This is a genomic window from Mesorhizobium sp. M1050, assembly GCF_040318715.1.
GTDB lineage: Bacteria > Pseudomonadota > Alphaproteobacteria > Rhizobiales > Rhizobiaceae > Mesorhizobium.
The window spans coordinates 145,290-170,291 of the sequence record NZ_JAMYMV010000003.1 but is presented as its reverse complement, the minus strand read 5'-3'; the positions used below and the strand labels follow the sequence as shown (position 1 = coordinate 170,291).

19 protein-coding genes are annotated in these 25,002 nt (G+C 60.3%); 5 read left to right on the top strand and 14 right to left on the bottom strand.

Annotation, left to right across the window (positions count from 1 at the left end; all coding sequences use genetic code 11):
- Nucleotides 1-187: 187 nt before the first annotated feature.
- Nucleotides 188-2,530, bottom strand: a complete 2,343-nt coding sequence (locus tag NKH57_RS03165) for a mechanosensitive ion channel family protein (RefSeq protein ID WP_352941630.1) — start codon at nucleotides 2,528-2,530, stop codon at nucleotides 188-190.
- Between the two features lie 235 nt (nucleotides 2,531-2,765).
- Here NKH57_RS03165 and NKH57_RS03160 point away from each other — a divergent pair, with 235 nt between their 5' ends.
- A complete protein-coding gene (locus NKH57_RS03160) occupies nucleotides 2,766-3,008 on the top strand; it encodes a glycosyltransferase (RefSeq protein ID WP_352941627.1) in 243 nt (80 codons plus the stop codon).
- Between the two features lie 6 nt (nucleotides 3,009-3,014).
- Complete coding sequence (locus NKH57_RS03155; RefSeq protein WP_352941624.1) at nucleotides 3,015-5,975, top strand: trifunctional glycosyltransferase/class I SAM-dependent methyltransferase/polysaccharide deacetylase; 2,961 nt, start codon at nucleotides 3,015-3,017, stop codon at nucleotides 5,973-5,975.
- Between the two features lie 75 nt (nucleotides 5,976-6,050).
- Here NKH57_RS03155 and NKH57_RS03150 read toward each other — a convergent pair whose 3' ends face one another.
- The 3 genes from NKH57_RS03150 to NKH57_RS03140 all read right to left on the bottom strand — a co-directional run bounded on the left by NKH57_RS03150 (nucleotide 6,051) and on the right by NKH57_RS03140 (nucleotide 8,859).
- Nucleotides 6,051-7,436 carry a hypothetical protein gene (locus NKH57_RS03150; protein ID WP_352941621.1) on the bottom strand — a complete coding sequence of 462 codons (1,386 nt, stop codon included), beginning with the start codon at nucleotides 7,434-7,436 and terminating at the stop codon, nucleotides 6,051-6,053.
- Nucleotides 7,436-7,960, bottom strand: a complete 525-nt coding sequence (locus tag NKH57_RS03145) for a GNAT family N-acetyltransferase (RefSeq protein WP_352941618.1) — start codon at nucleotides 7,958-7,960, stop codon at nucleotides 7,436-7,438. The genes NKH57_RS03150 and NKH57_RS03145 overlap by 1 nt, the downstream gene beginning before the upstream one ends.
- A 74-nt stretch (nucleotides 7,961-8,034) precedes the next feature.
- On the bottom strand, nucleotides 8,035-8,859 hold the full coding sequence (locus NKH57_RS03140) for a hypothetical protein (protein WP_352941615.1): 825 nt from the start codon (nucleotides 8,857-8,859) through the stop codon (nucleotides 8,035-8,037).
- A 204-nt stretch (nucleotides 8,860-9,063) separates the two neighbouring features.
- On the opposite strand from NKH57_RS03140, the gene NKH57_RS03135 reads away from it, so the two are divergent.
- Nucleotides 9,064-10,479 (top strand): adenylate/guanylate cyclase domain-containing protein, encoded by a 1,416-nt coding sequence (locus NKH57_RS03135; RefSeq protein WP_352941612.1) that lies wholly within the window; start codon nucleotides 9,064-9,066, stop codon nucleotides 10,477-10,479.
- Nucleotides 10,480-10,509: 30 nt separating this feature from the next.
- On the opposite strand, the gene NKH57_RS03130 is transcribed toward NKH57_RS03135, so the two are convergent.
- The 8 genes from NKH57_RS03130 to NKH57_RS03095 all read right to left on the bottom strand — a co-directional run bounded on the left by NKH57_RS03130 (nucleotide 10,510) and on the right by NKH57_RS03095 (nucleotide 21,512).
- Nucleotides 10,510-10,989 (bottom strand): class I SAM-dependent methyltransferase, encoded by a 480-nt coding sequence (locus NKH57_RS03130; RefSeq protein ID WP_023762166.1) that lies wholly within the window; start codon nucleotides 10,987-10,989, stop codon nucleotides 10,510-10,512.
- A gap of 171 nt (nucleotides 10,990-11,160) precedes the next feature.
- Nucleotides 11,161-12,342, bottom strand: coding sequence for an ABC transporter permease (locus NKH57_RS03125; RefSeq protein WP_352487156.1), 1,182 nt, complete (start codon nucleotides 12,340-12,342; stop codon nucleotides 11,161-11,163).
- Nucleotides 12,339-13,337 carry an ABC transporter permease gene (locus NKH57_RS03120; RefSeq protein WP_023767396.1) on the bottom strand — a complete coding sequence of 333 codons (999 nt, stop codon included), beginning with the start codon at nucleotides 13,335-13,337 and terminating at the stop codon, nucleotides 12,339-12,341. The genes NKH57_RS03125 and NKH57_RS03120 overlap by 4 nt, the downstream gene beginning before the upstream one ends.
- 2 nt (nucleotides 13,338-13,339) lie before the next feature.
- Complete coding sequence (locus NKH57_RS03115; protein ID WP_352941607.1) at nucleotides 13,340-15,238, bottom strand: ABC transporter substrate-binding protein; 1,899 nt, start codon at nucleotides 15,236-15,238, stop codon at nucleotides 13,340-13,342.
- Complete coding sequence (locus NKH57_RS03110) at nucleotides 15,235-17,130, bottom strand: ABC transporter ATP-binding protein (RefSeq protein WP_352941604.1); 1,896 nt, start codon at nucleotides 17,128-17,130, stop codon at nucleotides 15,235-15,237. Before NKH57_RS03110 ends, NKH57_RS03115 begins: the two co-directional genes overlap by 4 nt.
- A 160-nt stretch (nucleotides 17,131-17,290) precedes the next feature.
- Nucleotides 17,291-18,631 (bottom strand): adenylate/guanylate cyclase domain-containing protein, encoded by a 1,341-nt coding sequence (locus NKH57_RS03105; RefSeq protein ID WP_031261062.1) that lies wholly within the window; start codon nucleotides 18,629-18,631, stop codon nucleotides 17,291-17,293.
- A gap of 261 nt (nucleotides 18,632-18,892) precedes the next feature.
- On the bottom strand, nucleotides 18,893-20,236 hold the full coding sequence (locus tag NKH57_RS03100) for a nucleotide sugar dehydrogenase (protein WP_352605640.1): 1,344 nt from the start codon (nucleotides 20,234-20,236) through the stop codon (nucleotides 18,893-18,895).
- A gap of 115 nt (nucleotides 20,237-20,351) precedes the next feature.
- Nucleotides 20,352-21,512, bottom strand: a complete 1,161-nt coding sequence (locus tag NKH57_RS03095; protein ID WP_352605716.1) for a DUF3095 domain-containing protein — start codon at nucleotides 21,510-21,512, stop codon at nucleotides 20,352-20,354.
- Nucleotides 21,513-21,604: 92 nt separating this feature from the next.
- Here NKH57_RS03095 and NKH57_RS03090 point away from each other — a divergent pair, with 92 nt between their 5' ends.
- Entirely contained in the window at nucleotides 21,605-22,693 is a 1,089-nt protein-coding gene (locus NKH57_RS03090) for a glycosyltransferase family 4 protein (protein ID WP_352941600.1), read from the top strand.
- Nucleotides 22,690-23,451 (top strand): polysaccharide deacetylase family protein, encoded by a 762-nt coding sequence (locus NKH57_RS03085; RefSeq protein ID WP_352941597.1) that lies wholly within the window; start codon nucleotides 22,690-22,692, stop codon nucleotides 23,449-23,451. The genes NKH57_RS03090 and NKH57_RS03085 overlap by 4 nt, the downstream gene beginning before the upstream one ends.
- 1 nt (nucleotide 23,452) lies before the next feature.
- On the opposite strand, the gene NKH57_RS03080 is transcribed toward NKH57_RS03085, so the two are convergent.
- Both NKH57_RS03080 and NKH57_RS03075 read right to left on the bottom strand, forming a co-directional pair.
- Entirely contained in the window at nucleotides 23,453-24,307 is an 855-nt protein-coding gene (locus NKH57_RS03080) for an MBL fold metallo-hydrolase (protein ID WP_352941696.1), read from the bottom strand.
- A gap of 184 nt (nucleotides 24,308-24,491) precedes the next feature.
- Complete coding sequence (locus NKH57_RS03075) at nucleotides 24,492-24,941, bottom strand: cyclic nucleotide-binding domain-containing protein (protein WP_352605636.1); 450 nt, start codon at nucleotides 24,939-24,941, stop codon at nucleotides 24,492-24,494.
- Nucleotides 24,942-25,002: the final 61 nt, after the last annotated feature.

The following is a 25,002-nucleotide window of genomic DNA, read 5'->3' as shown; positions in this document are numbered from 1 at the left end:
GCTAGCGTGGAGATGAGGCGACGCGTGATCACAAACAGACCTCCGACATACTGCCGGCCGAGCCTTCAGAGTATAGTCAGGGCTCGTCGAGGCTCGTTATGCTACTTTTTCGGCTTAAGTAGAAGATGGAAGACGATCCCCGCCATGGGCGATGCGCGCAAAGCCGCCGGCAGGTGTCACGGTTTTCCTACTCCGTTGTGCTGGCTTTTTTCCTGCGCCGATTGGTGTGCGACTGCGCGACGGCCAATTGCAACTCGGGTGTGACCTCCGATGGCGCATTCTCTGCCTCATGTGGGGTCTGTAGCCCTTGGATGTGGACGGTCGGGAATGGGAGCTCGATGCCCTGTTCCTTGAAGACTTGGCGCAGGCGCACATAGAATTTGCGTTTCATACCGAAGGCGCCTCCCGGCCTGGTCATGGCCTTGACCCTCAACACGATGCCGTATTCGCCGAACTCCTGCACGCCCTGCATCTTGATTGGGTCGAGCACCCAGTTTTTGAACTCGGGATCTTCCGCCAGTTCGAGGCCGATGCGCTTGATCAGCTTGCGGGCGAAGTCGATATCGGTGTCATAGCCAACGGTGATGTTGAACTTGTCGATAACCCAGTCACGGCTCTGGTTCTGGACCGCCCCGAGTTCACCGAAAGGTATCGTGAACAGCGGACCACGATGGTGGCGCAGCTTCACCGAGCGCAGCGAAAAACTTTCCACAGTACCCTTGTAATTGCCCGAGGAAATATATTCGCCGACACGAAACGCATCATCGAGCAGAAAAAACACGCCTGAAATGACGTCCTTGACGACGGTTTGTGCACCAAAGCCCACCGCGACGCCGACGACGCCAGCGCCAGCGATCAGCGGGCCGATCTGGATACCCATAGAGGCGAGCATCATCAGCACCGCCATCACAACGATCAATGCGAGCAGCATGTTCTGGAGGATCGGCAAGAGCGTGTTCAGCCGCGCCTGCTGTGGATCGAGGATCGGGACGTCCTCGTCGCTGATCACAGGGTGCGGTATTTCGAGGCCCAGCTTCCGTTCGATCAAAGCCTTGATGATCGACCAGCCGAAATCGGCTGCGAGGGCAATGACCACGACATTGATCAAGCCTCGCAAAATGAACATCGTCGTCGTATCGCTGTCGCGCATCGATTGCATGTTCAGACCCCAGACACCTGCGAGAAAGTAAGCCGCCGCCAGGATCAAAATCATCCGGATTCCGCGATCGATGACAGCGATCGTCACCGCCGGGATCGTAGGCCGGCCGACATCTTCCGAACCCGGCCGCAGGACGAAATTAACCCCGCGCTGTGTCAGCACGATTGCGAAAGGCAGGAAGAATGCGGCGAAGGTAAACCAGAAGTATACATAGAGCCCGGCTACGCGCTGCAGGAACAGGACGACGAAATAAGCAGTCAACAACCATGTCACTTCCGTGTGACCGCTGTGGCGCACACCGTCTCGCTGCGTTCTTGGCCGACGCCAGATGGCAAGCAGCAACAGCAGCAGCAGCACGAAATCGGCGCCCAGTGACAGGACCATCATTCCGTCCTGATCGATGCCGAGACCCGGCAACAGGATAAACGCGGCGCCGAAAAAGGCGAAGACGCCGACGATCCGGGGCAGCCAATAGGACCAATGGTCCGCCACTACGTTGGTGATCGGCAAACCCCGAACCTCGACGGCGTTCTCGACGTTCATGAAGGAAGGGACGAGCATGGCCATGACGTACATGCGCACACCCCATGTGAGGACCGCCGCCATCAGGAATGTCAATACAATCTCGCGGATAAGCATCGGCCAGTCGAACAACATAAACGCGCCGGCGCTGCCCAGTGCGAAAGAGACAATCAGCATGCTGGAATAAAGCGCGCGACCACCAATCTTCTTGGCTCGCCCGATTGGCGTATCCTTCGGTTGCACGATAATCCAAAGACGAAATGGACGTGTGACTTTATACGTTGCCCAAGTGAGCGCCAGGCCGGCAGCAATGAACATCGCAATCAGCATAAATACGCTTGCGGACCCCTTGCTGGACATGTCCTGCATCGTCTCTGCGCGTACGCGCGCGAACTGGCCTGGCAGCAGGGGCAAGGTTCGCACGATTCGTTCGATATGGTGCCTGACCCGATCGAGCGTCGAGGATGCCATCGTATTCATCTGGCCCGGTGCGGCCACGGCGCCGGACGATGCGTCGGTCGGCGAAGCCCCTGCCTCGGCAGGCGTGCCCGTCGATCCGGCGTCCTGATTTCGTTGTTCAGCCACCCAGGCCTTCACTGTTGGATCGTCGAGAAGCTCGAACAGCTGTTTGACCCTTTCAGGCGGGACGGTCGCCGGCGCCTGCGCCTGTGCCTGGCCAGCCAACAAGAGGGCGATCCCAAAGACGAGCGGCCTGGCAACCAGGACCAGCATCGCCGTCAGGTACCCGAGACGCTGCGCCGGGCGCGCCAGGTTCGTGGCTCCCGATCGTCCAATCATGAGTGGCACCGTGCTGTTAACCTTCTGGTCAAAATCGACAAGCGACGACATTATGTCCGTTGTTGCCCTACCTTGGAGAAACAGATGTTGAGGTGCAAGACTTCATCGTTGCGAGCTACACCGACGCCCACCAGGATCCCAAGCCCATACCACGAGGGCATGAGCGCTTGCCATTCAGCCCTGTCTTCTCTTTTTTGCCTGCCCTAATTCGCCCCGATCTTGACAGAGCGGTGCTGCCATCCGATGCCGTCATCCGCCGACTCTTGCAGAAGAAAACGAAAGCTCGATGATCCACGACGATGCTACCGCAGCCGGTGTGGTCTCGATGTTCGATGCCGAGCAAACCATCGGCGCAACGCTTGTCAGCATCCGCCAGCAGGCCTACCACGTACTGAGCATGGTCGCGGTAGACGATGGGTCGACGGGCGGATCGCCGTTGAACATCGTCCCTGACGACCGCTTCCTTTGGCAGGCAATCGCAGGCTATGTTTCCGGACTTTTGTTCTGCCTTCGAACCAGGCGCGGGTAAGACGGCGTGGCGCATAATCCTTTGGTTTCAATCGTGGTTCCTGCGCACAATGCGGAGGTGACGCTGGCGCGCGCACTCGATTGCCTTCTCGATCAGGAAATATTGGATTGGGAGGCAATCATCATCGACGACGCCTCCACGGACAGCACCCCTGCCATCATCGCCGGTTATGTGGAGCACGATGCCCGATTTCGGACGTTGAGGTCTTGCGCGTATAGCGCCGCCGGCGCGCGCAACAGCGGGATTTCGAGAGCGCGCGGCCACTGGCTCATGTTTCTGGATGCTGACGATTGGGTGGATGCCAGCTTCCTTGCAAAAATGCTGGCCGCACTGAAAACCGCGCCCGATGCAGTGGCCGCCTATTGCGGTTCTCGGCGCGTGATGCCCGATGGCGAACTCACTCCTTCGAGCATTTCAACGGAGGTTGCGATCCAGCCCTTCGAAACATTCGCCCGCCGGTGTGCCATTCGCACTCACGCGCTTCTGGTCGATCGGGAGGCAATTGTCGAGTTGGGCGGTTTCGATGTGTCGCTGCGCACCTGCGAGGACTGGGATCTGTGGCAGCGCCTCGCACGTCTAGGCAAAAATTGGGTGAGGGTCGACGAGCCGCTCGCTTACTGTCGGATCAGCCCCAACGCGCTCTCCCGCAATTCGACACAGATGATGCTAGATGCGGAAATCGTGATCGCCCGCGGCTTTTCTGCTGATCCCAGGGTCAAACACCCAGCACCGGCACACGCCAATGGAGCGATCTCGGCGAACGGCAGCACCGCTTCCGAAGCACTCGCGTGGTTCGCGTTGTGGAACGCCGCGTCGGATTGCGGCCGCGGCTGGCACTCGATCAACCCGCAGTCCCTGCGCGCGCTCCCGGCAGGACGTAAGTGGGCGCGTGAGATCGCCACGGTGGTCTTCGATGGCCTTATGGTTGGAAGCCTTTCGGTGCCAGCGCAATTGGCTGCCAGTTGGGACAGGTTCGGCGGCTCCCTCACCGAGTTGATCATCGAACTCGGCAAGGTCTGGGACAATCCCGGCGCCGCTCGCCGCGTCCAGTATCACCTTGAGCAAATGCTTCTCGACGTCGACGATCTTGCCGCGCCGCGCAGACTGGCGCGGACACTCGGAATTCGTGTCGACGCTCGAAATCCGACCTCGATCGACCTTCCGGAAGGTATCGATCAAATCTACGCCTATCTGATGATCGATGGCCAGATCGAGGCTGTCGTGCAGTTCGGCGTACTCGGGACAGTGACCGGGGATCATTGGATTGGATTGATCCTGGATATCGTGCCCCCTGAGCGGATTGTAGACAGTGCCGCAAGGCTTTCGAGACGATCGCCTGTACGACAAAAGGGCGCTGGTGCCGACACGTCAAACGCGCTTGCAGCCGAGGCATTGTTGTCCGCAGGCGAACGTCGGCTCGATCCGGACAGCCACTTCGGCAAACTCGCCCAATTGGCCGCTGAAGCGCGGGAGCTGGTTCGATCAAGCGCCGAACCTGCACCACCTCCTGCAACGCCGCGCCGAGCACGGACCGCGGACAGGCGTGATCGCACGGCGTTCTGGAACAGCTATTTCGCGACCGAGGACCCGTGGAAGTACGGCTCGCTCTATGAGCAGGAAAAATATCAGCGGCAGCTCGAAATCCTGCCTGCTGGTCCCATCGGACGGGCGCTTGAGCTGGCCTGCGCGGAGGGCCACTTCACACGGCAGCTGGCGCCGCGTGTGGGCCATCTGACTGCAACTGACATCTCCGCCATAGCCATCGAGCGGGCCCGTGCGCGATGCAGCAATCAGCCGAACATTGAATTCGGTGTACTGGATTTCTCCGCCGACGCGCTGCCGGATGAGATGGATCTGATCTTCTGTTCGGAGGTGCTCTACTACCTGGATGATCTCACCGAGTTGCAGCGCATCGCCAAAAAATTCACTGGGGCGTTGGCGCCTGGCGGCAGTTTCATCAGCGCACACGCATTCGTGCTGCGTGACAATGTTGAAAGGACGGGCTTCGACTGGAACACATTCGGTGCGCAAGCGATCTCGGAGACGCTGGCGGCGACCGAAGGCCTCGTCCTTGAGCAATCGATCCAGACCGAGCTCTACCGCATAGACCGCTTCCGCCGCCTGTCGCCGGACGATGTGGCGACGGAACCGGTGATCGATCATGTGCCAATCCGCGCGCCCATCGAAATCGGCGTCGCGCGAAATATCGTCTGGGGGGGGGCGCGGGCCTTGCGCCGCGACGTCGCCCGTAGCGAGCGGCGGCAGCGTGTCCCTGTCCTGATGTATCACAGCGTCGCCGATGATGGCCCGGCCGCGCTCGCCCGTTTTCGGCTCACGCCCGCAGCATTCGCCAGCCAGATGGCGTGGCTGCGCGCAAATGGCTTTCACGCGATTGGGTCCGAGCAGTTGGAACAGTCCATCGCCAACCGTCACCCTTTCGTTGGCCGCCCGGTGCTCATCACCTTCGACGACGGCTTCCAGAACTTTGCCGACCATGCCTGGCCGATCTTGCGCGCCAACGACCTGACCGCGGAAGTTTTCCTGGTGACGGATCTGGTGGGCGAAAGTGCAAAGTGGGACGCCGATATCGGTCCGCCGACGCGGCTTATGGACGCCGCGACGGTGCGACGCCTCTCGGCCGAAGGTGCGTTTTTCGGAAGCCATCTGGCGACGCATCGCGCGATCGATGGCCTGTCAAGCTGTGACCTGGCCGCCGAGCTCCTGCGCTCTCGTATGTTCATCGAACGGTGGACCGGTCGGCCAACCACGGCGTTCGCGGCACCATTCTCCGTCACCGACCGACGGCTTGGACAGCTTGCCAAGGAGTGCGGTTATCGGATCGGCTTCGGCGGTAGACATGGGCCGGCGGATCTCGATTGCGATCCCATCGACCTTCCACGCATCGAGATTCGCGGGGATCGCTCGCTTGATGACTTTGTTGCCATTGTCGAGGCGGTGCTCGAATGAAGCGGTCGGTCGCTCACCGATAGTCGCCGTCGCTTGCCGTTGTGCACCAATCTGGAAGGAGGCCTTAAGTGAGGCTCAGGTCCCCTTGATCACTGCTTGGCCGATCTTGCGCCATCGGGCGTTTTCGCGAACCAATCTCAGGTCGCCGGTCGTCTCAGCAAATGTGCGCGATCGGTATTGCCGGAGCAGGTCCGGGAAGAGCGCCCCTTCCGGCAGGCCGGCAAGCTGCTCGCGGACCGAAATCTTTTCGTCGATGACCCGCATGCCCCAGGCATTTTCCCGGACCTGCAGCTCCGTAGCCAAATCGCGCTCTTCCGGCGCGTTTTCGTCCAGCGCAGCCAGCAGAATCGAGTGGAAAAGCGCTACATAGCCAATCTGTCTCAGGCCGCCCACAACCCGGACGCGCGGCAATATGGCAAGGACGAGGAACGTCAGGAACAAGTTTGGCAGCAGCACGCCGTCCAACAGCGCCTGCCTGAGGTGCGGCCGCTCGAACGGGATGGAAAGACCATGCGGCCTGTCAGGCTCGATCAGACGCCCGTTATCGAGGACGAGCTTGCGCACGCGCTCCTCGCGGATGCCCCAGAAATAGGCCGTGGCATTAGGCAGGAATCTGCCAAACGGGCTCGATTCGGCCTCTTGCAAGGCACGTTCGAGACGCTGGCGCCTTGCGGGCTCAATGAGCAGCCTGGAAAGAAGGCTGCCGTCATTTTCTAGATGCCGCGCCATGGCAGAAGCGGCGAGCCGATCATCGATGAAAACCGGCAGGGCCATGCCGGAACGATCCCAATCGGCGACCAGATCCTCGTTGAGGGCTGTCAGCGCGTCTGCGGCGGTTCCAAACACCTTGTCCTGGCTGGCAAGCAATGTGCCCAGCCAGCGGCTGGCATCCGTTTCATCGCCCACTGCCTCGAGCGCGCGCTTGTTGAGGGAGACGGGACCGGCCACGCAGGCGCTTTTGCGGCACAGTTTGTGGCGTCCCATGCCAAACAGGTTGACCTTGTCGTCGCCGACGTCGAGCCATCCCGGCCCCTCCCGGCCAATTGTCTCCATGGTCATCGTCGTTCCCATGAAACCGAAGAAGGCCGACAGCCCGTTTTCGACCGCGCCGAGCCAGGCAAGCAGGAGGGCATCGAAGGTGATCCTGTCCATCAGAAGCAGGCAATGCAGGCCGGACTGAATCACCGGTCTGTCCTCGAACTCTTCGAGGGCCTTGCCGATCTCTTCAGGCTGCATGATCACGCCAAGGCGCTGATGCAGGACTTCGCGCAGGATCGAGCGGGCAGCGATCGTCGGGGCCGATGCAGGCCCTGCCACCGGCCGCCACAGATGGCGGGCGTAATCGGAAACCGGTGCATTCCAGTTCTGCTCGATGTCACGCACGACTTCCGGGCAGAGCAGCGACAGCACAGCCAGAATTTCTGCCGGAGGCGTAGGGGTTGGATCAAAGACGGCGGTCATCAGAACCGCAGCCGTGCCATGCTCAGGAGGTCGTGGTACTGCCCGTCGGTAAAACCGGCCTTCACATGCCGGCCTTCGACCTCGAAGCCGTGGCCTTTGTAGAGGCGGATGGCTGGTTCGTTGTCGGCATAGACGGTCAACTCGACCCGCTTCAGGGCCCGCCAGTTGTCGGCCACGTCGAGCAACGCGCCAAGTATGGCAGAGCCGATGCCCTTGCCGATAAAGGCATCGTCAAGGCCGATATTGATCTCGCCGATATGCGAACGGCGCGGCGAACCCTGCACGACCAGGCTGCCATGGCCGACGACCTTGCCGTCCAACTCCGCAACGATCCAGGTGGTTTCCTGGCCGGACTTGGCGATGCGCCGCTCCACCTGCTCGACCATCTCGAAGGGCATCCTGAGTGTGCCCCAGCGGAAGCCCGGCATGTTGAAGATAGCGCAAAGCGCCTCCGCATCGCTTGGCCGGACGGATCGGAGCTGCGGCTGGATTTTGTCGGAAGATGGCGAGGTCGTACTGGTCATGGCGTTCCCGGCGAAGGCAATCGGCCCGGCACGATGCACCGGACGTCATCTGGAAATCCAGCCTTCTCTGCAACCTATGATGCCGATTGCGAGCCAAAATGCCGGGAGGCGGCGTAGAGTTTGAAGGCGCCGCTGATCCCGATCCAGCCGAAAAGGGCGAGCCAGAACAATGTCCCGGTCGCCGTCCAGTCGGTCCGATGCACCGCAGAGTCGGTGATGACGAGGCCAAGGATGGCAAGCAGGCCAACCAGAAACTGCGCCAAGCCGAGCACCAACAGTTCCTCGCGCGGCGCGCTTTTCCAGACGAGATATGTGCCGCCCGCACCGGCGAGGAAGATGGCGCTGTAGACCTGAGCGTGGAAGGCATCGACCGGCCATGGCCAGATGCTGTTGAACGTCAGGGGAAACAGCAACAGGCCGACGCCATAGAGCCCGAGGACCGCCGATTCCACCCGCATGTAGCCGCGCCATGCGGAGTTTAAGATCGCGCCTTTTGCAGAAGGACGGGCTCTTGCCCGCCACAGGAACAGCCCGGATACCGCGACCGAAGCAAGATAGACCAAAAACCAGAGCCAGGGCGCTTTGCGCTCGAAGTTGAAATAGCCGAGATTGATGAACGAAGCCACCGAGACGACGACGGTGAAGATGAAGGCCATGACGAGCACGAGCCTGCCGGGCGACCAGCGATTCCAGAACAGCAGCGCCGCCATCACGACCATTTCGGCGGTGTAGAAGCCGCCGAGAAAGCGGGCATTGAACGGCGTGACGGCCCAAGGCCAGCGCGGCTTGACCAGCACAGGCGCAAAAAACAGGCCTGCGCCTACGATCAGGACGATGATGACGGCTGCGGAGAACAGGCGCAGGGCCGCGGGAAATGGCGGGTTGTTGGATGTCGGCATGGGAGAAAGCCCCAAAGATGAATGCCCGTGAACCACCATAGTGCCGCTTGCCGCCGATGAAAATCCGCCGAATGGGAATTGAACTGCCACCAGGGCTTATCCATTAGATAGCCGTACGGTCCGTTTCGAAGTAAGATTGAGCACTTGGACCAAAGACCGGTCCGGTCAACACACCCCGGGGGCGCATTTTCCGGAGCCTGCACGATGAACGAAGCTCAGGATCTGTTCTCGCTTCTGCGGCAATCGACCGATGTCGATCCACTGGCAATCGACGCGGTCAAGCGAACCATCGCGGAGGGCAAGGACCGCGAACTTTGCCGCATCAATGCGCCAGCCTTCGCCAGCAAGCATGGCCTCGACGAGGAGCGGACCATAGGCGCCTTTCTCCACGCGGCGCGGGTGGGCATCTTCGACATTTCCTGGAATGTTCTGTGCCCCGGCTGTGGCGGCGTGCTCGACACCAACGCCACGCTGAAAACCCTGCAGAAGGACGAATACACCTGCGCGCTGTGCTCCGAGGGTTATTCGCCGACCCTCGACGAGATGGTCGAGGTGACATTCACCGTCAGTCCCCGCGTGCGCAGGATTGCCGCCCACAATCCACACGAACTGCCGATGGTGGAATATTTCAGCCAGATCTACTGGGCGTCCGGCGTTGATCTGCCGGAAGAGGATTTCGCGAAGACGATCGAAGCGTTCTCGCTGGAGGATATCGAACTTGCTCCCGGTGAAAAGGCGGTTCTGCCCATACAGCTTCCGTCCGAATTCATCATCGTCTTCGAGCCGGTCACCCATTCAGCGCAGTTCATCGACGTGAAGGGCGAACCAACAAAGGAGCGCCGAAGCCTCTCTTTGGTCTTCGACCGCGACCATGTCCAAAACCAGACTCTGGAGATGCAGCCCGGCCCGTTGCGCATTTCGCTGGAAAACAGGACCGACACCCGCGTGCTGCCGACGGTCTTCATCGCCGGCCAGGCATTGCATGATTTGCTGGGCAAACGCCGGCCCTTTCTCACCGCCAAGCGCCTGCTCACCAACCAGACGTTTCGCGATCTCTATCGCACGGATACGCTCGACATCAACCAGCGCCTGAAGATCACCAGCCTGACCTTCCTGTTCACCGACCTGCGCGGATCGACCGCGCTTTACGAGCGGGTGGGGGACCTTTCCGCCTTCGATCTCGTGCGCGCGCATTTCCAGGTTCTGAACGAGATCGTCGCCGCGGAGGCAGGCGCGGTGGTGAAGACGATCGGTGATGCTGTGATGGCGACCTTCGCGACGCCTGATCGTGCGATTGCCGCGGCCCTCAGGATGCGCGATGCCATGCGTGCGCTCAACGAGCAGAGCGGGCGCGAGGATCTGCTGCTCAAGATCGGAGTCCATGCCGGCCCCTGCATCGCCGTGTCCATGAACGAGCGACAGGACTATTTCGGCCAGACGGTCAACATTGCTTCACGGGTCCAGAACCTGGCCAACGCACAGGCGATTTTCGCCACCCGTGCGGTGGTCGACGACAATCTCACCGCCGAACTGTTGCGCAGGAACGCGCTGACGCCCGTGCCCCACGAGGTTTCGCTGCGCGGCATCGAGCGAGAGATAGCAGTATATACGATCCCCTGAAGATTAGGGCCCTGGCGTCGTCTCCGCCCCTCACACGCGTCTAGCGATAAAATAACGATCGGCGGGTACCGAAGGGGGCGGCGGGAGGCGTTGCAACTGTGGGTGATCGAGCGGCGTGCCGCTGACCGCGATGCCGCCGACGCGAAGCAGGCGCGCGGTCAGATCGGGAAGCCAGGTAGAAGTCACTGCATCGCGATCTTCATAGCCGGTGCCAAGGTCAGCATGAACAAGAGCGGCGTCGATGCCAATGAACCTGCTCGCCGTCTCGCGTATTTCGCCGAGCACGAGGTTTTCAGCTTCGGGAATTGAGCTGGAATGGGCGGCGAGTGCGCGGTCGAACGCCACGATCCGGCGCCCGGGCAGGCGCTCGCGCAGATGGTGGAACGTCCGTCCATTGCCGAGGCCGAGCTCGATCACGGGGCCCTCGATCTTCGCTACCTCCGCGCAGACTTGATCGAGAATGTCGCGCTGTGCGGTCATCCTGCGGATGAAACTCTCAAGGCGACTCATATGCGTTTGCGTGTCCTGAACCAGCTCAAGAGATCGGCAATGCCCGCGATAAAACCCCGATCGAGCCTCGTCGCATATAGAGGCCAACGATGAACACTGCAACAACCGAACAGGCTGCCGACGAGGATCGTACCGGTGGAGTTGACGGCCCGGCGCGCCGGAATAGCGATGTCATTTGTATGGGTCTGCGGCGTCCCGCAAGCCGTCGCCGAGGAAGTTGAACGCCAAGATGACGAGAATGACGGGGAGCATCGGCAAAAGCAGCCATGGATAGAACGCGATGACGCTAACGCTACGCGCCTCGGTTAGCAGGATGCCCCAGCTGGTTGTCGGTGGCCTCAGGCCGAGCCCGAGGAAGCTCAGCGCCGTCTCGCCCAGGATCATGCCGGGTATGGAGATCGTCGCCGTCGCGATCAGATGCGACATGAAGCCGGGAATGAGGTGCCGCCGGATAATGCGGCTGCTGTTGGCACCCATCAATTGCGCTGCCAGAACGTAATCCTCCTCGCGCAAGGCCAGAAGCTTTGAACGCACGGCCCGCGCCAGTCCGGTCCAGTGGAGCAGCCCGAGGATGACGGTGATGCCGAAATAGATCAGGATCGGACTCCAGGTTATCGGCATGATCGCCGCCAGAGCCAGCCATAGCGGAATACTGGGGATCGATTGCAGAACTTCGATTATCCGTTGAACGATAAGGTCGAAGATACCGCCGTGATAGCCGGCCAGTCCACCGATGACAATGCCGAGCAGGAAGCTGAAACTGATGCCGACAAGGCCGATTGTCAGTGAAATACGTGCGCCATAGATGATGCGCGAGAGCACATCGCGCCCCAGCCTGTCAGTGCCGGCCAGAAAGAGCTGGCCGTTTTCAGCAGGGCAGACAAAATGCCTGTCACCTTCGATCAGGCCCCAGAACCGGTAACTGTCGCCCTTGCAGAAGAAACGGATCCGCTGAACATCATCCGGCTTCTCGATGTAGTTCCGCTTGAGCGTATCCATGTCCAGCGTCATCTGGCGGCCATAGACGAACGGCCCGACGAGTTGGCCGTTGTGGAACAGGTGCACCCGCTGCGGCGGCGAATAGATGTAGTCCATGTTGCGCGTGTGCAGATTGTAGGGCGCCAGGAACTCGCAGATCAGTATCCCGAAATAGAGCGCTGCCAGGAATATGCCGGATACAAGGGCGAGCCGGTGCCGTCGGAATTTCCACCACATCAGGCGCAACTGCGACGCCTGAAAGACCTTCGACTGCTCCGCCGTCATCGCCTCGACCGATTGCAGATCAAAGGGAGCGATGGAAACATAGTGTTGCAGTGGGGCACCCGGAGCGGGCAGCGGCGATTGCGTGTTCATTTTGTGCTGCCGCCCTGCAAACGAATTCGCGGATCAAGGAGCGCGAGCGCCAAGTCGGAAATCAGGACACCGATGACCGTCAGGAAGGCGAGGAACATCAGGAACGACCCTGCCAGATACATATCCTGGCTTTGCAGCGCTCTGATCAGCATCGGCCCGGTCGTTTCCAAAGACAGCACTATCGCGGTGATTTCGGCACCGGAGATGATGGCCGGCAGGATAGAGCCGATGTCGGAAATGAAGAAATTGAGCGCCATGCGCAGCGGATATTTGACGAGCGCCCTGAAGGGATGAAGGCCTTTGGCGCGCGCGGTCACGACGTATTGCTTGTGAAGCTCATCGAGCAGATTGGCGCGCAGCCGCCGGATCATGCTTGCCGTGCCGCCGGTGCCGATGATCAAGACCGGGATCCAGAGATGGGCGAGGATCGACTTCGCCTTGGCCCAGCTCATCGGCTCACTGAGATATTGCGGGTCCATGAGATGGCCGATGGAGGTGCCGAACCAGATATTGGCGAAATACATCAGGATCAGCGCCAGCATGAAATTCGGAATGGCAAGGCCGAGAAGACCGAAGAGAGTAAGGCCGTAGTCGCCCCAACTGTATTGATGCGTGGCGGAGTACATGCCGATCGGAAAGGCGATGAGCCAGGTGAATATGATCGTGACGAAGGAAACCAGCACGGTCAGCCACATTCGGTCCCCGACGACGTCGCGAACCGGCAGCTCATACTCGAAGGAATAGCCGAAATCGCCATGCAGCATCCCGCCGACCCAGTAGAAGTAGCGAATGACCGGCGGCTGGTCGAAACCATATTCCTTCCTCATCATTTGGATGCGATCGGAATCCACCGCTTCGCCCTGAGCCCGAAGCTCGGAGACATAGCTGTCGAAATAGTCGCCTGGGGGAAGTTCGATGATCGTGAACACCAGCGCCGATATGATCAGCAGCGTTGGAACCATCACAGCGATGCGCCAGACAATATATCGAAACACGCTCAGGACTCTCCAAGCCAGAATGTATCCGGCATGTAGACACCGAAATAGGCAGTCGGGTCATAGCCGTAGAGCGCCTTGTCAGGCAGATTGCGCAGTCGTGAGGACGCCAGAACCGGCTGATGTGTTCCGTTCACCGTGCCGATCGAAAACACCTGATCGGTGTAGATCGACAGCATTGAATTCCAGATTTCGGCGCGCTCCGCGGCATCAGTCGATGCGTTCCAGCGCTTGAGTAAAGCCACCAACTCGACCACTTCAGGAAGATCGGGCGCCTCACCCATCTTGCCATGGGACAGATAGTAAGCACCCCAGAGCGGCCATTGCAGCTGGTCGTCGATGGTGGGGGCCAACTGGTACGGGTTCATGTCGGGGGTCGGCACGCCATTGTCGATGCCCGACCACATCGACATCATGATCTGGCCGCCAAGCGCGCGGCTGCGGAAGATGTCGCGCTGAGAAGTCCGTACGAACAGGGCGATGCCTATCTGGCGCCAGTGATCGGTGATGAGTTCGAGCGCGTCGGTTTCCAACGTGCTTTCGCCGGCCGTTTCCACTATGATCTGCGCCGGGCGTCCATCGGGAAGTATCCGCAGGCCATCATCGTCGCGCGCCTGAAGCCCGACCTCGTCGAGCAGGGCGTTGGCCTGGTCGGGATCATGGGCGACCCAGGCCTTCGCGAATTCCGGCCGGTAGAGCGGGCTCTCCGGCAGGACCGTGTCTGCACTTTCCTGCGCCAATCCGTAGAACACGGCCAGATTGATCTCGCGCCTGTCCACAGCGAGCGACAGTGCGCGGCGCACGCGCACGTCACGAAAAAGGCCACGCCACACCTGATCGGCACAATTCAGATTGGGCAGCAGCGCCAGCCGCGAACCCTGTGTGCGTTTCCAGAGATGCATCTTCACCGGGTAGCGCTTCTCCGTATCCTTCAGGAAGGAGTAATCGGCGAAGTCAATTCCCATGGCTTGCAGGTCGCTCTCACCCGCACCGGTCTTGGCGGAAATGATCGCCGACGAGCTGACGTTCATGACAATCCGGTCAACATAGGGCAGTTGCCGGCCATTCTCGTCTGTCCGATGAAAGAACGGGTTTCGCTCGAAGATGAACTGCTCAGCCGGCGGCTTGGTCCGGTTCTGCCAGGGATCGAGCGTCGGCAGATCCGGGTTCTCCGGGCGATACTGCCGCGACATGCGGATATGCAGGAGCGTCCATTTCTGGACCCGGTTCTCCGTCATGAGGCCGGCGAGCCGGAATGGATCCTGGTATTTCTTGTGGAACTGCTTGAGATAGGCGGCCGGCAGGACAAGCGATAGCGGCGAGGCAGCAGCGAGCTTGGGCAGGAAGTCGGGATTTGGCGCCTCCCAACTGTAGCGAACCGTCAACGGGTCGACGATCTCGAAATGTGGCGGCTTGCCATCCGCCAGCAGGCCCGGGGCAAGGCCGCCTTGCGAAAGCTCATCGTTCAGCCAGACATCTTCCCAGCAATAGCGAAAGTCCTCCGGCGTCAACAAGCTGCCGTCAGACCATTTATGTCCTTCCCGCATCTTGAAAGTGAAGACGCGATCATGCGCTACGTCGAAACTTTCGAGAATGTCGGGTTGCATGTTAAGCTTTTCGTTATAGCCGACCAGGCGAGCATACCCATAGATGGTCATCATCCGGATATCTTTCTGGCTGCCGATGATCGTGCGCAGCGTGCCGCCATATTGGCCGGGCTGCCGGCCCATCGCAGCGAGATTCAACACGCGCGGGCTCTTGGGCAGGCGCTCAGTGAGTCCCGGTAGCGCCCTGGCCTTCAGCTGCGGCAGAAAAAATTCCGGCTCCAGATCGCCCGCGTGCAACGTGCCCGGCAGAAATGCCGAAGTCATGAGTCCAAGGACGGTGCGCCGGCTGATCAAGGGCGTAGCTCGCTGACATCGGCCGAACGTCGGGCCAGCACGAGGTGGCCGCCGCCAAGATCGAGCGGCGACAGCATATCCTCGTCGCCCTCGTCGCGGAATTGCGGTCCCCATGCGCTGGTGTCGGAAGCGCCGCTGAGCTTCAACGTCTTGAAATCCATCGGCCTGTCGAGATCGGGAAAAGGTACTGCGGCGACCAGTGAGCGCGTGTAGGGGTGGACCGGTTTTCTAAGCAGAATTTCGCGCGGGGCAAGCTCGACGATACGCCCGCCGCACATCACGGCGATGCGGTCTGCCATGTAGTCCACCACCGCCAGGTTGTGGGATATGAATAGATAGGTCAGGCCCAGTTCCTTCTGCAGGTCCTTCAAGAGGTTCAGGATCTGCGCCTGGACAGAGACATCGAGCGCCGAAACCGGCTCGTCGCAGATCAGGAGTTCAGGCCCCAGCGCCAACGCGCGCGCGATGCCGATACGCTGACGCTGCCCGCCGGAGAAACTGTGCGGATAACGCTTGATGAAGCGCGGATCGAGCCCGATTGCCTGCATAAGGCTCTTGACCGTGGCTAGTCGGGATGCGGCATTGCCCCGTTGATGGATTTCCAACGGCTCGCTCAAGATGTTCTCCACCGTCATGCGAGGTGAAAGCGACGAAACCGGATCCTGGAAGACCATCTGGATTTTCGCGCGCAGCAGGCGCAGGGCGTCTCCCTTGCCTTCCAAGACGTCGATCGGTCCATCGCGGCCGTTGAAGATCACAGAGCCGCCGCTAGGGGTGACAGCCCGCATGAGGATCTTGCTGACGGTGGTTTTGCCGGAGCCGCTTTCGCCGACCAGACCCAGGCACTCACCCCGCCTGATATCGAAGCTCACGCCGTCTACGGCGCGAACAGAGGTTTGATGATCCCCGCCGAACCATCCGGACTTGCGGATGGTGAAGGTCTTTTCCAGATCCCTGACCGATAGCAGGATGTCGTCCGGCCCCTTCGATGCCGGCGCCGTCTGTTTGCCGAGCAGGTTCCCGACATTCACAGGCACCTCGCGGAGCGCCTTTAGCCTTTCACCAGGCTTTAGATCGAAATGCGGAACGGCTGCCATCAGGCCCCTCAGGTAAGGGTGACCTGGCCGGCGGAATATCGCCTCGACAGGTCCCGCTTCCATGATCTCGCCATGGTAGATAACCACAACCTCGTCGGCGACATTGGCGACCACGCCGAGGTCGTGCGTGATCAGCAGCATCGCCATGTTCAGCTTGCTCTGAAGCCCGCGCAGCAATTGCAGGATTTGCGCCTGGATGGTGACGTCCAACGCCGTCGTCGGCTCGTCGGCGATCAACAGGGCGGGCCGGCAGATAAGCGCCATGGCGATCATGGCGCGCTGACGCAGTCCTCCCGAAAGTTCAAACGGATACATGTCATAGGCGCGCTTGGGATTGGGAAAGCCGACAAGGCTGAGCATTTCCTCGGTCCGCGCCTTGCGCTCTGCCCGAGGCAGGGGCGTATGAATCTGCAGGGATTCGCTGACCTGGTTGCCGATCGTGTGCAGCGGCGACAGCGATATCATCGGCTCCTGAAAAATCTTGCCGATGCGGCTGCCTCTCAACGCCCGGATTTCGGGTCCATCACGCGGCATCTGCAGGATATCCTGCGTCGTGCCAGGCTTTTCAGGATCGGAAAAAAGGATACGGCCACGAACATGGGCTGTGTTCGGCAAAATGCCCATCACTGCCTGGCTAAGAACCGATTTTCCGGAACCGGACTCGCCCACAAGCGCGGTAACCTTGCCGGGCAGGACGCGAAGATTTGCACGCCTGACGGCATGCAACGGTCCCCCGACAATGGCAAAAGAGATGCCAACATCTTCGACCCGCAGTAGATCAACACCCGAATTCATTCTCACACCAGCCCCACCCTGGCGGCCTGCCGAGCGGCAGGCCCAGAAAGCGAGACTAGCGCATTACCAGCCTAGAGCAACTTGGATTCGAAACGGTCGCCAGTGGCGAATCCGGCGACCGGACTGGTTACCAAAGGTGTTCGGATCAGATTGGGGCGAGCTACTGGAGCTTCCTCGGGTCGCCCGCCGACAGCCGAGCGGCATCGCGATGAAGCAGCATGACCTGCTCGGCCTCCGATCTCCGGTCGTAAGTCGGCTCCAGCGCACGGTCTTCATCGAGTGCGAGAGCGCCCGACAGATCGGGTGAAAGCACCGTCAGCTTCTGCTTGACCCCCGCCAGTTCCTCGTTGCCGAGCGTTAGCCAGCTGTTGGCGCCGCAATAGCCGGCGAAGTCTTTGCTGGCGAGAACGCAGTGCGGATATTTCTTGGTCAGGGTCTGGAGGCGCTGGACCTCGTTTACTGCCGAGCCGAAGACAGAGAATGTGAGCCGGTCGGTAAGTCCGACATTGCCGAACATCACGTTGCCGACATGCAGGCCGATGCCAAATTTTATGTCGGCCAACCCCTGTTCCTTCCTTCGCAGATTGAGATCGATCATGCGCGCAGTGGCTTTGTGCGCTGCCGCCAGAGCAGACTGGCAGGCGATCTCGGACTGCGAGCGATGCCTTTCGCAAGGGTAGACGGCAATGAAGCCATCCCCTATGAAACTCATGATCTGCCCGCCTTTGCGATTGAAAGGTGCAGCAATGGCATCGAAAAACTGGTTCAGAGTATCGATGTAGATTTCGCGGCCGGAAGTTTCGGCAAGCCTTGTCGACCCGCGCATATCGGCCATGACCAGCGCGGCTCGGATTGTGTCGCCCTCGCCGCGCTTGATCTGGCCGTCCAGCACGCGTCTGCCGGCGTCGCCGCCTAGATAAGTGGTCATCATGTTGTCGGCCAGCTTGGTGAGCACCGCCATTTTGGTTGCGATGGCGAGATGGTTTTGGATACGCAGCAGCGCCGAAATCATGCTGTCGGTGAAACCTGAAGCACTGTCGGTAGACCAGGACCCGATCATGCCCTGACTGGTATTGCCGTTAAAAGGATGGACGAAAGCAATGTAATCGGTCACGCCCATAAGCCTGAGTTCATCGAAAACAGGAAATTCCGACGGGACCGACGGGTCGAGCCGACGCCGCAGATGGTCGAGCTTGTTGCTGAGCAGATGGTAGTATGGGCTGGTCAGGAATCTGTCAGAATGGACACCGTCCTTTTTGCGGAAGCCTTCCACTTCCATGCCTTGGCCGCGAACCCAGGTGAAGCCAAGCGCGTCATAGAGCGGATGAAGCATCGAAAAGCTCAAATGCACCCGCTTCAGCGGCAGGCCGGCAGCAGCCAGCCGTTCGCAAAACCCCTTTACCAATGTTTCCAGCTCGTTGCCCGCCAGCGCCGACTGAGTCAGCCAATCGGCAACCTTATCCATGAGAATTGTGGAAATTTCTGCTTGCGCCGTACTCATACCACCTCGAAACCCGTCGAAGACGGAGCCATTATCCTTCGATCCGCCATAACACAGTCCGCCAGCGACCCAAAGATACCCCAAAGTCAACGAGGCCGGCTTCGGCGGCAGAACGGCGAAAGAATTTCCCGAATGACCGTCCTTGCAACCAAGGAACAGGCTTAACTGCATTCATGTCTTGTGGCGTTATGTGGCGAAGCTGCGGGCGGAGTGCAATCACGATCCTGACATCGCCCAGAAAATTCGCCGGCTGGGGCGCAGTCAGGCCTTCACCACCGTCTCTCGGACGAGCCCGAGACGGCCAAAAACATTGCGTGTGTCGACGATCAGAAGGGCGTGATCAGCGATTGTCTGATAGTCGATCGCGTCATGGTCGGTTGCAACGACGACAGCATCGAAATCCTTCAAGGCCGCCTCGGTCAATTCGACCGAGCGGCGCCCCTTGATCGCCATATGCTCCCTTGTGGTCGGGATCTCGGGAACATGCGGATCGTGGAATTCCGCCTTGCCGCCCCATTCCTCGATGAGTTCAATGAGCCGCAATGAGGGGCTTTCGCGTATGTCGGGCACATTCTTCTTATAGGCGAGCCCGATGATGAGAATGCGCGAGCGGCTGAGCGCCTTGCCGCAGCGCCGGTCCAGCGCTTTCGCCAGTTCATCGACCACATGACGCGGCATAGCAGTGTTGATCTCTGCCGCCAGCTCGATGAAGCGGGTCGGCAGTTCGTATTCGCGCGCCTTCCACGTCAGGTAGAAGGGATCGATCGGAACGCAGTGCCCGCCCAATCCGGGGCCAGGATAGAAAGGCATGTAGCCGAAGGGCTTGCTCTTGGCCGCCTCGATCACCTCCCAGATGTCGATGCCCATCGCGCCGAGCACGACCTTCAATTCGTTGACGAGGGCTATGTTGACCGAACGGAAGATGTTTTCCGTCAGCTTGACTGCCTCGGCGGTCGCCGTGGTGGAAACCGGAACGACGGTTTTGACCACGCCTTGGTAGAAAGCCTGCACGAGCGTCGCCGCTTCAACGCCGTCACCTGCCACGACCTTCGGGATCGTCGCGACTTCAAAGCTGCGGTTGCCGGGATCCTCGCGTTCGGGCGAGAAGCCGAGGAAGAAGTCTATCCTCGACTGCAAGCCGGTTTCTTCCAGCATGGGCTTGATCACGTCGTCGGTGGTGCCGGGATAGGTAGTAGATTCCAGCACGATGAGGTGGCCGAGACGCAGATGCTTTGCGATGGTGCCAGTCGTGTTCCTGACAAAGGAGAGGTCCGGCTCACGGTTTTTCGTCAGCGGTGTCGGAACGCAAATGATGATGATATCGCAGACGGACAGTTCGGCAAAATCCGCGGTGGCGCGGAACCGTCCACTCGCCACGTGGTCTGCAAGGGCTGTCGACGTCACCGCCTCGATGTAGGATTGGCCGCTGTTCAGGCTCTCGACTTTCTGGGCTTCGATGTCGAAGCCGAAAACCGGGAAGCCGGCGCGTGCGACCGCAATTGCCAGCGGCAACCCGACATAGCCCAATCCGATCACGCCGACTTGCGCGGCGTGCGTCGAGATACGGTTCAGCAGACGGTCATATGCCGATCGTGAAGCGTCCAAAAATCTGCTTCCCCGTTAATTCGGATAGGCTGGCCGTTCCCATGGCGCGGCTTACCATGGTCCCAGGAACCATGGCCGAGGCATATTGCGGAAAAAGGATTCCCGCAAGCCGTCATCAGACCGGCAACTTTGCCTTCAAGCTTGCGGCAGCCATCGCATAGCCGCCGGCGGCACCATCTATGAAATGAACGTGATCGCGCTGCAGAGGCGAGGCGACGAGGCATGTCATCAAGGCCGATTTCTGGCGGTGTAGGCCATAGTTGCAGATGCCCGCCTCTTCCGCCTGTTTCAGCCGGTTCTCGATCCGTTGCAACACATCAGCGTCAACGTCGATGGTCATCTTCAAGCCGTCATCGAATTTCCGGAAATCCGAATTGCTGGCCACGTCGCGTTTGTAGATTCTCGGATCGAAACTGCCGATCGTCCAGCCATATCTATCGGTGACGGCCGTAAGCGTCATCAGGAACACTATCCACACCTTCGACAACCACCGCCGTCCCGCCGGCGCCGTGGCCCGCGCCTCGATATCCAGGCCGGCGGGCAGCAAACTGTAGTCCGGCCCGTTCACCGGCACTGGGTGGCCATCGCGTTCCTGCCTGCGGGCAAGGGCGATGATGTCGGATGCCAGATACTGAAAACCGCGCAAGTCGCGCGACGCCCCCGGTATGGCTATGATCGAGACGATTTCGCCATGCCGGGTTTCGATCGGGTTCCAGCGGCAGGAGAGGCCGGTCAGGTCCGGCCGCGCGCCGGCCGGCGCAGGATCGATGCGGTAGCGCCCCGCTTTCATCTCGGCTTCCGCCCAACTGCCGCCACCGCCGGCGAACATGGCGTAGAAGACCGCTTCGGAGGCCTGGAATCTCGCCACGCGAACGTCGAGGCCTTGGGCTCGAATATCCTTTATCGGCACGATTGCGGCTCGCAAGGTCAGGTCCAGTTCGTCCGCCACCCATCTCTGGACAGCCGCCAGCGCGTTGCGGGTGATCTCCAGCGCCGAGCCGGGAAACGCGACGAGTGCGCCGTCGCCGCCGAAGACAAAGGGCAGATCTTGCCGACCCAGCGCATTGAGCAGCGCCGAAATGACGCTGGCGCCAGCCATATTGACAGTTTTGTAGCGTCCAGCCTCGATCGCCTTGGTCGAGCCGACAATGTCGGCGGTGGCCAGCGCCCAGCCATCGGGGAGAGGCCGATAGTTGTCGATATCGGCAACGCTTTCGAACTTTGCGAAGACCGGCAGAGAAGCGACAAACGGGTCGGACGCGGCAGCTGTTTCCATGAGCATCAGATAGCACATTCCACTGCTTGAAGGTGAAGTCGATCATGGTTCGAAATTGACTTGCGCATGCTTTCCGATGATAGGGTCGCGCGATGCGAATTGCCTTCTACGCGCCGCTGAAGTCGCCCAATCATCCCGTTGCCTCCGGCGACCGCCAGATGGCACGCATGCTGATCAAGGCGCTGGAGCATGGAGGGCACAGCGTCGAACTGGCATCCGAATTACGCTTCTATCTACGCGAACCGGAGCCGAAAAGTTTCGATGCGCTCAAGATAGAGGCCCGAGGGGAAGCCGCGCGGCTGACCAGGCTTTGGGATCGTGACGGCAAGCCCGATCTATGGTTCTGCTATCATCCCTATTATAAAGCGCCCGACCTGATCGGGCCCGAGCTGGCGTCGACCTTTGCTATCCCATATGTGACAGCGGAAGCTTCCTATTCGATGCGGCGCAATGCCGGTTTGTGGGCCGATACGCAAGCGTTGGTGGTGGGAGCCGTCGAACAGGCGGCGCTGAACATCTGCTTCACGCAAAGGGATCGTCAGGGACTGGCTGATGCGATACCCGACGTCGCTCTTGATATGCTGTCGCCCTTTATCGACACATCGGTATTCCGGGAAATGCCGGGACGAGGTTGTCCGACGCGCCTCGTCACCGTTGCCATGATGCGCCCGGGCGACAAAGTCGAAAGCTATCGCATGCTGGCGCAAGCGCTCGGCGTGATCGGCCACCTGCCCTGGACCATGTCGGTCGTCGGCGACGGGCCCGCCCGTGACGAGGTCAAAGCGCAATTCGCCGGCTTGCCCGCCGACCGTATCGAATGGCTTGGCGCTATTGAGCCAGCCGCCGTGCCGGATGTCCTCTATGGTGGAGGAATTTACGTCTGGCCGGGTTTCGGCGAGGCCTATGGCGTTGCCTATCTTGAAGCACAGGCGGCCGGCCTGCCGGTGGTGGCTCAGGACATCGCCGGCGTGCCGGAAGTCGTGCGAGATGGCCAGACCGGGTTTCTCACCCCGCCGAGCGATGTGGCGGCGTTCGCTTCTGCCATTGAAAGGCTTCTGGCCCGTAACGACGAAAGAACCATCATGGCCGCAGAAGCCCGACGTTTCATCCTCGAAGAACGTTCCCTCGGCGTTGCAGCGGCGCGTCTGGCCGAACTTCTTCCGAAGGTCTCCGTTTCATGACATCGGATCGGATCTGGCAGCCCTTGGTGGAAGAACTGGCGGGCCGGCAACGGGCGGGTCGTAAGGCAGAGTTCTGGCTGCGTGACGATGATGCCGTGGATCCGACACCTTCGCTTGATCGGCTGCTCGACCTCACCGGCGAGTTCGCGGTTCCGGTCACTCTGGCCGTCATTCCGGCCCTCACCGACGAGAAGCTTGTCGCCCGGCTTGACGAGGCGCCGCAAACCACGGTCGCCATCCATGGCTGGCTGCACCGAAATCATGCGCCCGAGGGTCAGAAAAAGCAGGAACTCGGCGCCCATCGGCCACGCGAGACGGTGCTCGATGAACTGGCTGGCGGGCTGTCGCACGTAACCGGCCTGCACGGCGCGCGCACTGTTCCGATGCTGGTGCCCCCCTGGAACAGGATCGACGCCGGCCTGGTATCCGACCTTGGATCGATAGGGTTTGCGGCATTGTCGGTCTATGGGCCGCCGAAGCCGGCTTCACTTGCGGTCATCAACAGCAATGTCGACATCATGGATTGGCATGGCACGCGCGGCTGCCGCGATCATGGCTTATTGGTCCAGGCTGTCATCGCGCACTTGCAACATGCATTCGACGACGAACCGGTTGGCCTGCTCACCCACCATCTCGTACATGATGAATCGGCCTGGCTTTTCCTCGAACGGCTGTTCACAGTCACTGCACAGACTGACCCCTGCGCATGGCTTCCAATCAGGACATTGATCGGGCGCAGCGCCGGCAAGGGAAAATAGCTCAGCGCTTTTTGTGCAATGAGACTGGAAATTCGAGCGTCTGGCCATCCCGCGCGGCAAAAGCGCCGGCAAACCTGTCATTGGCCAGTTTCTCGATCTCATCCAGTTCCTCGTCGGTGCGTGTCGCATCGTGGTGAAACAGCGCAAGCCCTCGCGCACCGGCCGCCTCACAGAGTTTGACGCCCTGTTGCCATGTAGAGTGCCCGTTACCGCGGCGTCGTTCCATTTCCTCCTCGGTGTAGGTGCAGTCGTAGATGACGAGGTCGGCGTCTTCGATGAGGCCGAGCACCGTGCGATCGAGTTTGTCCGGCTCGTGCTCAGTGTCTGTGATCACTGCCACGACGCGGCCGCCCCATTCAACCCGGTAGCCGATGCAGCCGCCTGGGTGAACAAGGCTGCCGGTTCGGACCACCACCCCTTCGCGCGGCCGAAGCACGTCTCCGGGCACGAAATCGCGGCAGTCGAGGCTTGCCTTGCAGACATCCAGTTTCACCGGAAACCACGGCGGCCGCATGAACTCATCGACCATCTGCCGGGTCGTCATGCGTCCTGCAAGATGCCCGGACCAAAGCGTAACCTTGACACCCCGGTCGTAGATCGGTGCGAAGAACGGCAGCCCGATGATGTGATCGTAGTGGCAATGGGTGAAAAGCAGGTCGAAATCGGTCACGCCCGACGTCCGAAGCGCCCCGCCGGCAGGCCGCACGCCAGAGCCCGCGTCGAACAGAAGCGTATGCTTACCGCATCGCAACTCAATGCAGCTTGTGTTGCCGCCATAGCGAGAGAATTCTGGCCCCGATACCGGAATGCTGCCGCGCACACCCCAAAACCTGACCAGGAAAACGTCGTCGTCCATGGTAGTCCCTTCGCGGTTCCCGTCGCTCATCGTAGCCAAACAACTGCTGCTAGAGCAATTCCAGGAACAGTGTGAACCAGTTTTCCGTCCGAATTTGCGTCCAAACAAGAGGCGAGACTGGTTTCCTCCAGTGACCTCAAGAGGCCAGCTATCACGACGGGGAGGATCGACCGCACGTCATTCGCTATTTGGCGCTTCGTGCGTCGATCAGATCCGCGGTGGTATGGCTCAGGCGATCGGCAAGAACCCGCAATATCTCAATGGTCATTTCCGGCGACTCCTTCATAAGCCTCAGGAAATGTTCCTTGCTGATTCTTAAGGCTTCCAGCTGACTTGCCGCTCTGACGGTGGCAGTGCGGGAGCTGTTGCACAGTATGGCGATCTCGCCAACAATCGAATTTGGCACCATTTCGGCAACTTTTATCGGTCCGCTGTCGGAATCGACCAGAATATCTGCCCTGCCGGAAAGGATGACATAGGCGGCATCTCCCTCGTCGCCCTGCCGGAAAAGGATCTGGCCGGCGCTGTAGCTCACGCGATCGGATGTGAACGCAAGCAATTTGAGCTTTGTCAACTCGATGCCAGAAAACAAGGGAACGCGTTGCAGCATTCCAACTTCATCCTTGAGCAGCATTGTCGCAAACCTCAAAATTCGCGCTTGCCAGACTAGAGCAACGGGCGCCCAGATGGAATTA

Bases quoted from the DNA above. Each gene is read 5' to 3' on its own strand.
- NKH57_RS03165 (WP_352941630.1), bottom strand. From the start codon at position 2,530: ATGTCGTCGCTTGTCGATTTTGACCAGAAGGTTAACAGCACGGTGCCA.
- NKH57_RS03160 (WP_352941627.1), top strand. From the start codon at position 2,766: ATGATCCACGACGATGCTACCGCAGCCGGTGTGGTCTCGATGTTCGAT.
- NKH57_RS03150 (WP_352941621.1), bottom strand. From the start codon at position 7,436: ATGACCGCCGTCTTTGATCCAACCCCTACGCCTCCGGCAGAAATTCTG.
- NKH57_RS03145 (WP_352941618.1), bottom strand. From the start codon at position 7,960: ATGACCAGTACGACCTCGCCATCTTCCGACAAAATCCAGCCGCAGCTC.
- NKH57_RS03140 (WP_352941615.1), bottom strand. From the start codon at position 8,859: ATGCCGACATCCAACAACCCGCCATTTCCCGCGGCCCTGCGCCTGTTC.
- NKH57_RS03135 (WP_352941612.1), top strand. From the start codon at position 9,064: ATGAACGAAGCTCAGGATCTGTTCTCGCTTCTGCGGCAATCGACCGAT.
- NKH57_RS03130 (WP_023762166.1), bottom strand. From the start codon at position 10,989: ATGAGTCGCCTTGAGAGTTTCATCCGCAGGATGACCGCACAGCGCGAC.
- NKH57_RS03125 (WP_352487156.1), bottom strand. From the start codon at position 12,342: ATGAACACGCAATCGCCGCTGCCCGCTCCGGGTGCCCCACTGCAACAC.
- NKH57_RS03110 (WP_352941604.1), bottom strand. From the start codon at position 17,130: ATGAATTCGGGTGTTGATCTACTGCGGGTCGAAGATGTTGGCATCTCT.
- NKH57_RS03105 (WP_031261062.1), bottom strand. From the start codon at position 18,631: ATGAGTACGGCGCAAGCAGAAATTTCCACAATTCTCATGGATAAGGTT.
- NKH57_RS03095 (WP_352605716.1), bottom strand. From the start codon at position 21,512: ATGGAAACAGCTGCCGCGTCCGACCCGTTTGTCGCTTCTCTGCCGGTC.
- NKH57_RS03090 (WP_352941600.1), top strand. From the start codon at position 21,605: ATGCGAATTGCCTTCTACGCGCCGCTGAAGTCGCCCAATCATCCCGTT.
- NKH57_RS03085 (WP_352941597.1), top strand. From the start codon at position 22,690: ATGACATCGGATCGGATCTGGCAGCCCTTGGTGGAAGAACTGGCGGGC.
- NKH57_RS03080 (WP_352941696.1), bottom strand. From the start codon at position 24,307: ATGGACGACGACGTTTTCCTGGTCAGGTTTTGGGGTGTGCGCGGCAGC.
- NKH57_RS03075 (WP_352605636.1), bottom strand. From the start codon at position 24,941: ATGCTGCTCAAGGATGAAGTTGGAATGCTGCAACGCGTTCCCTTGTTT.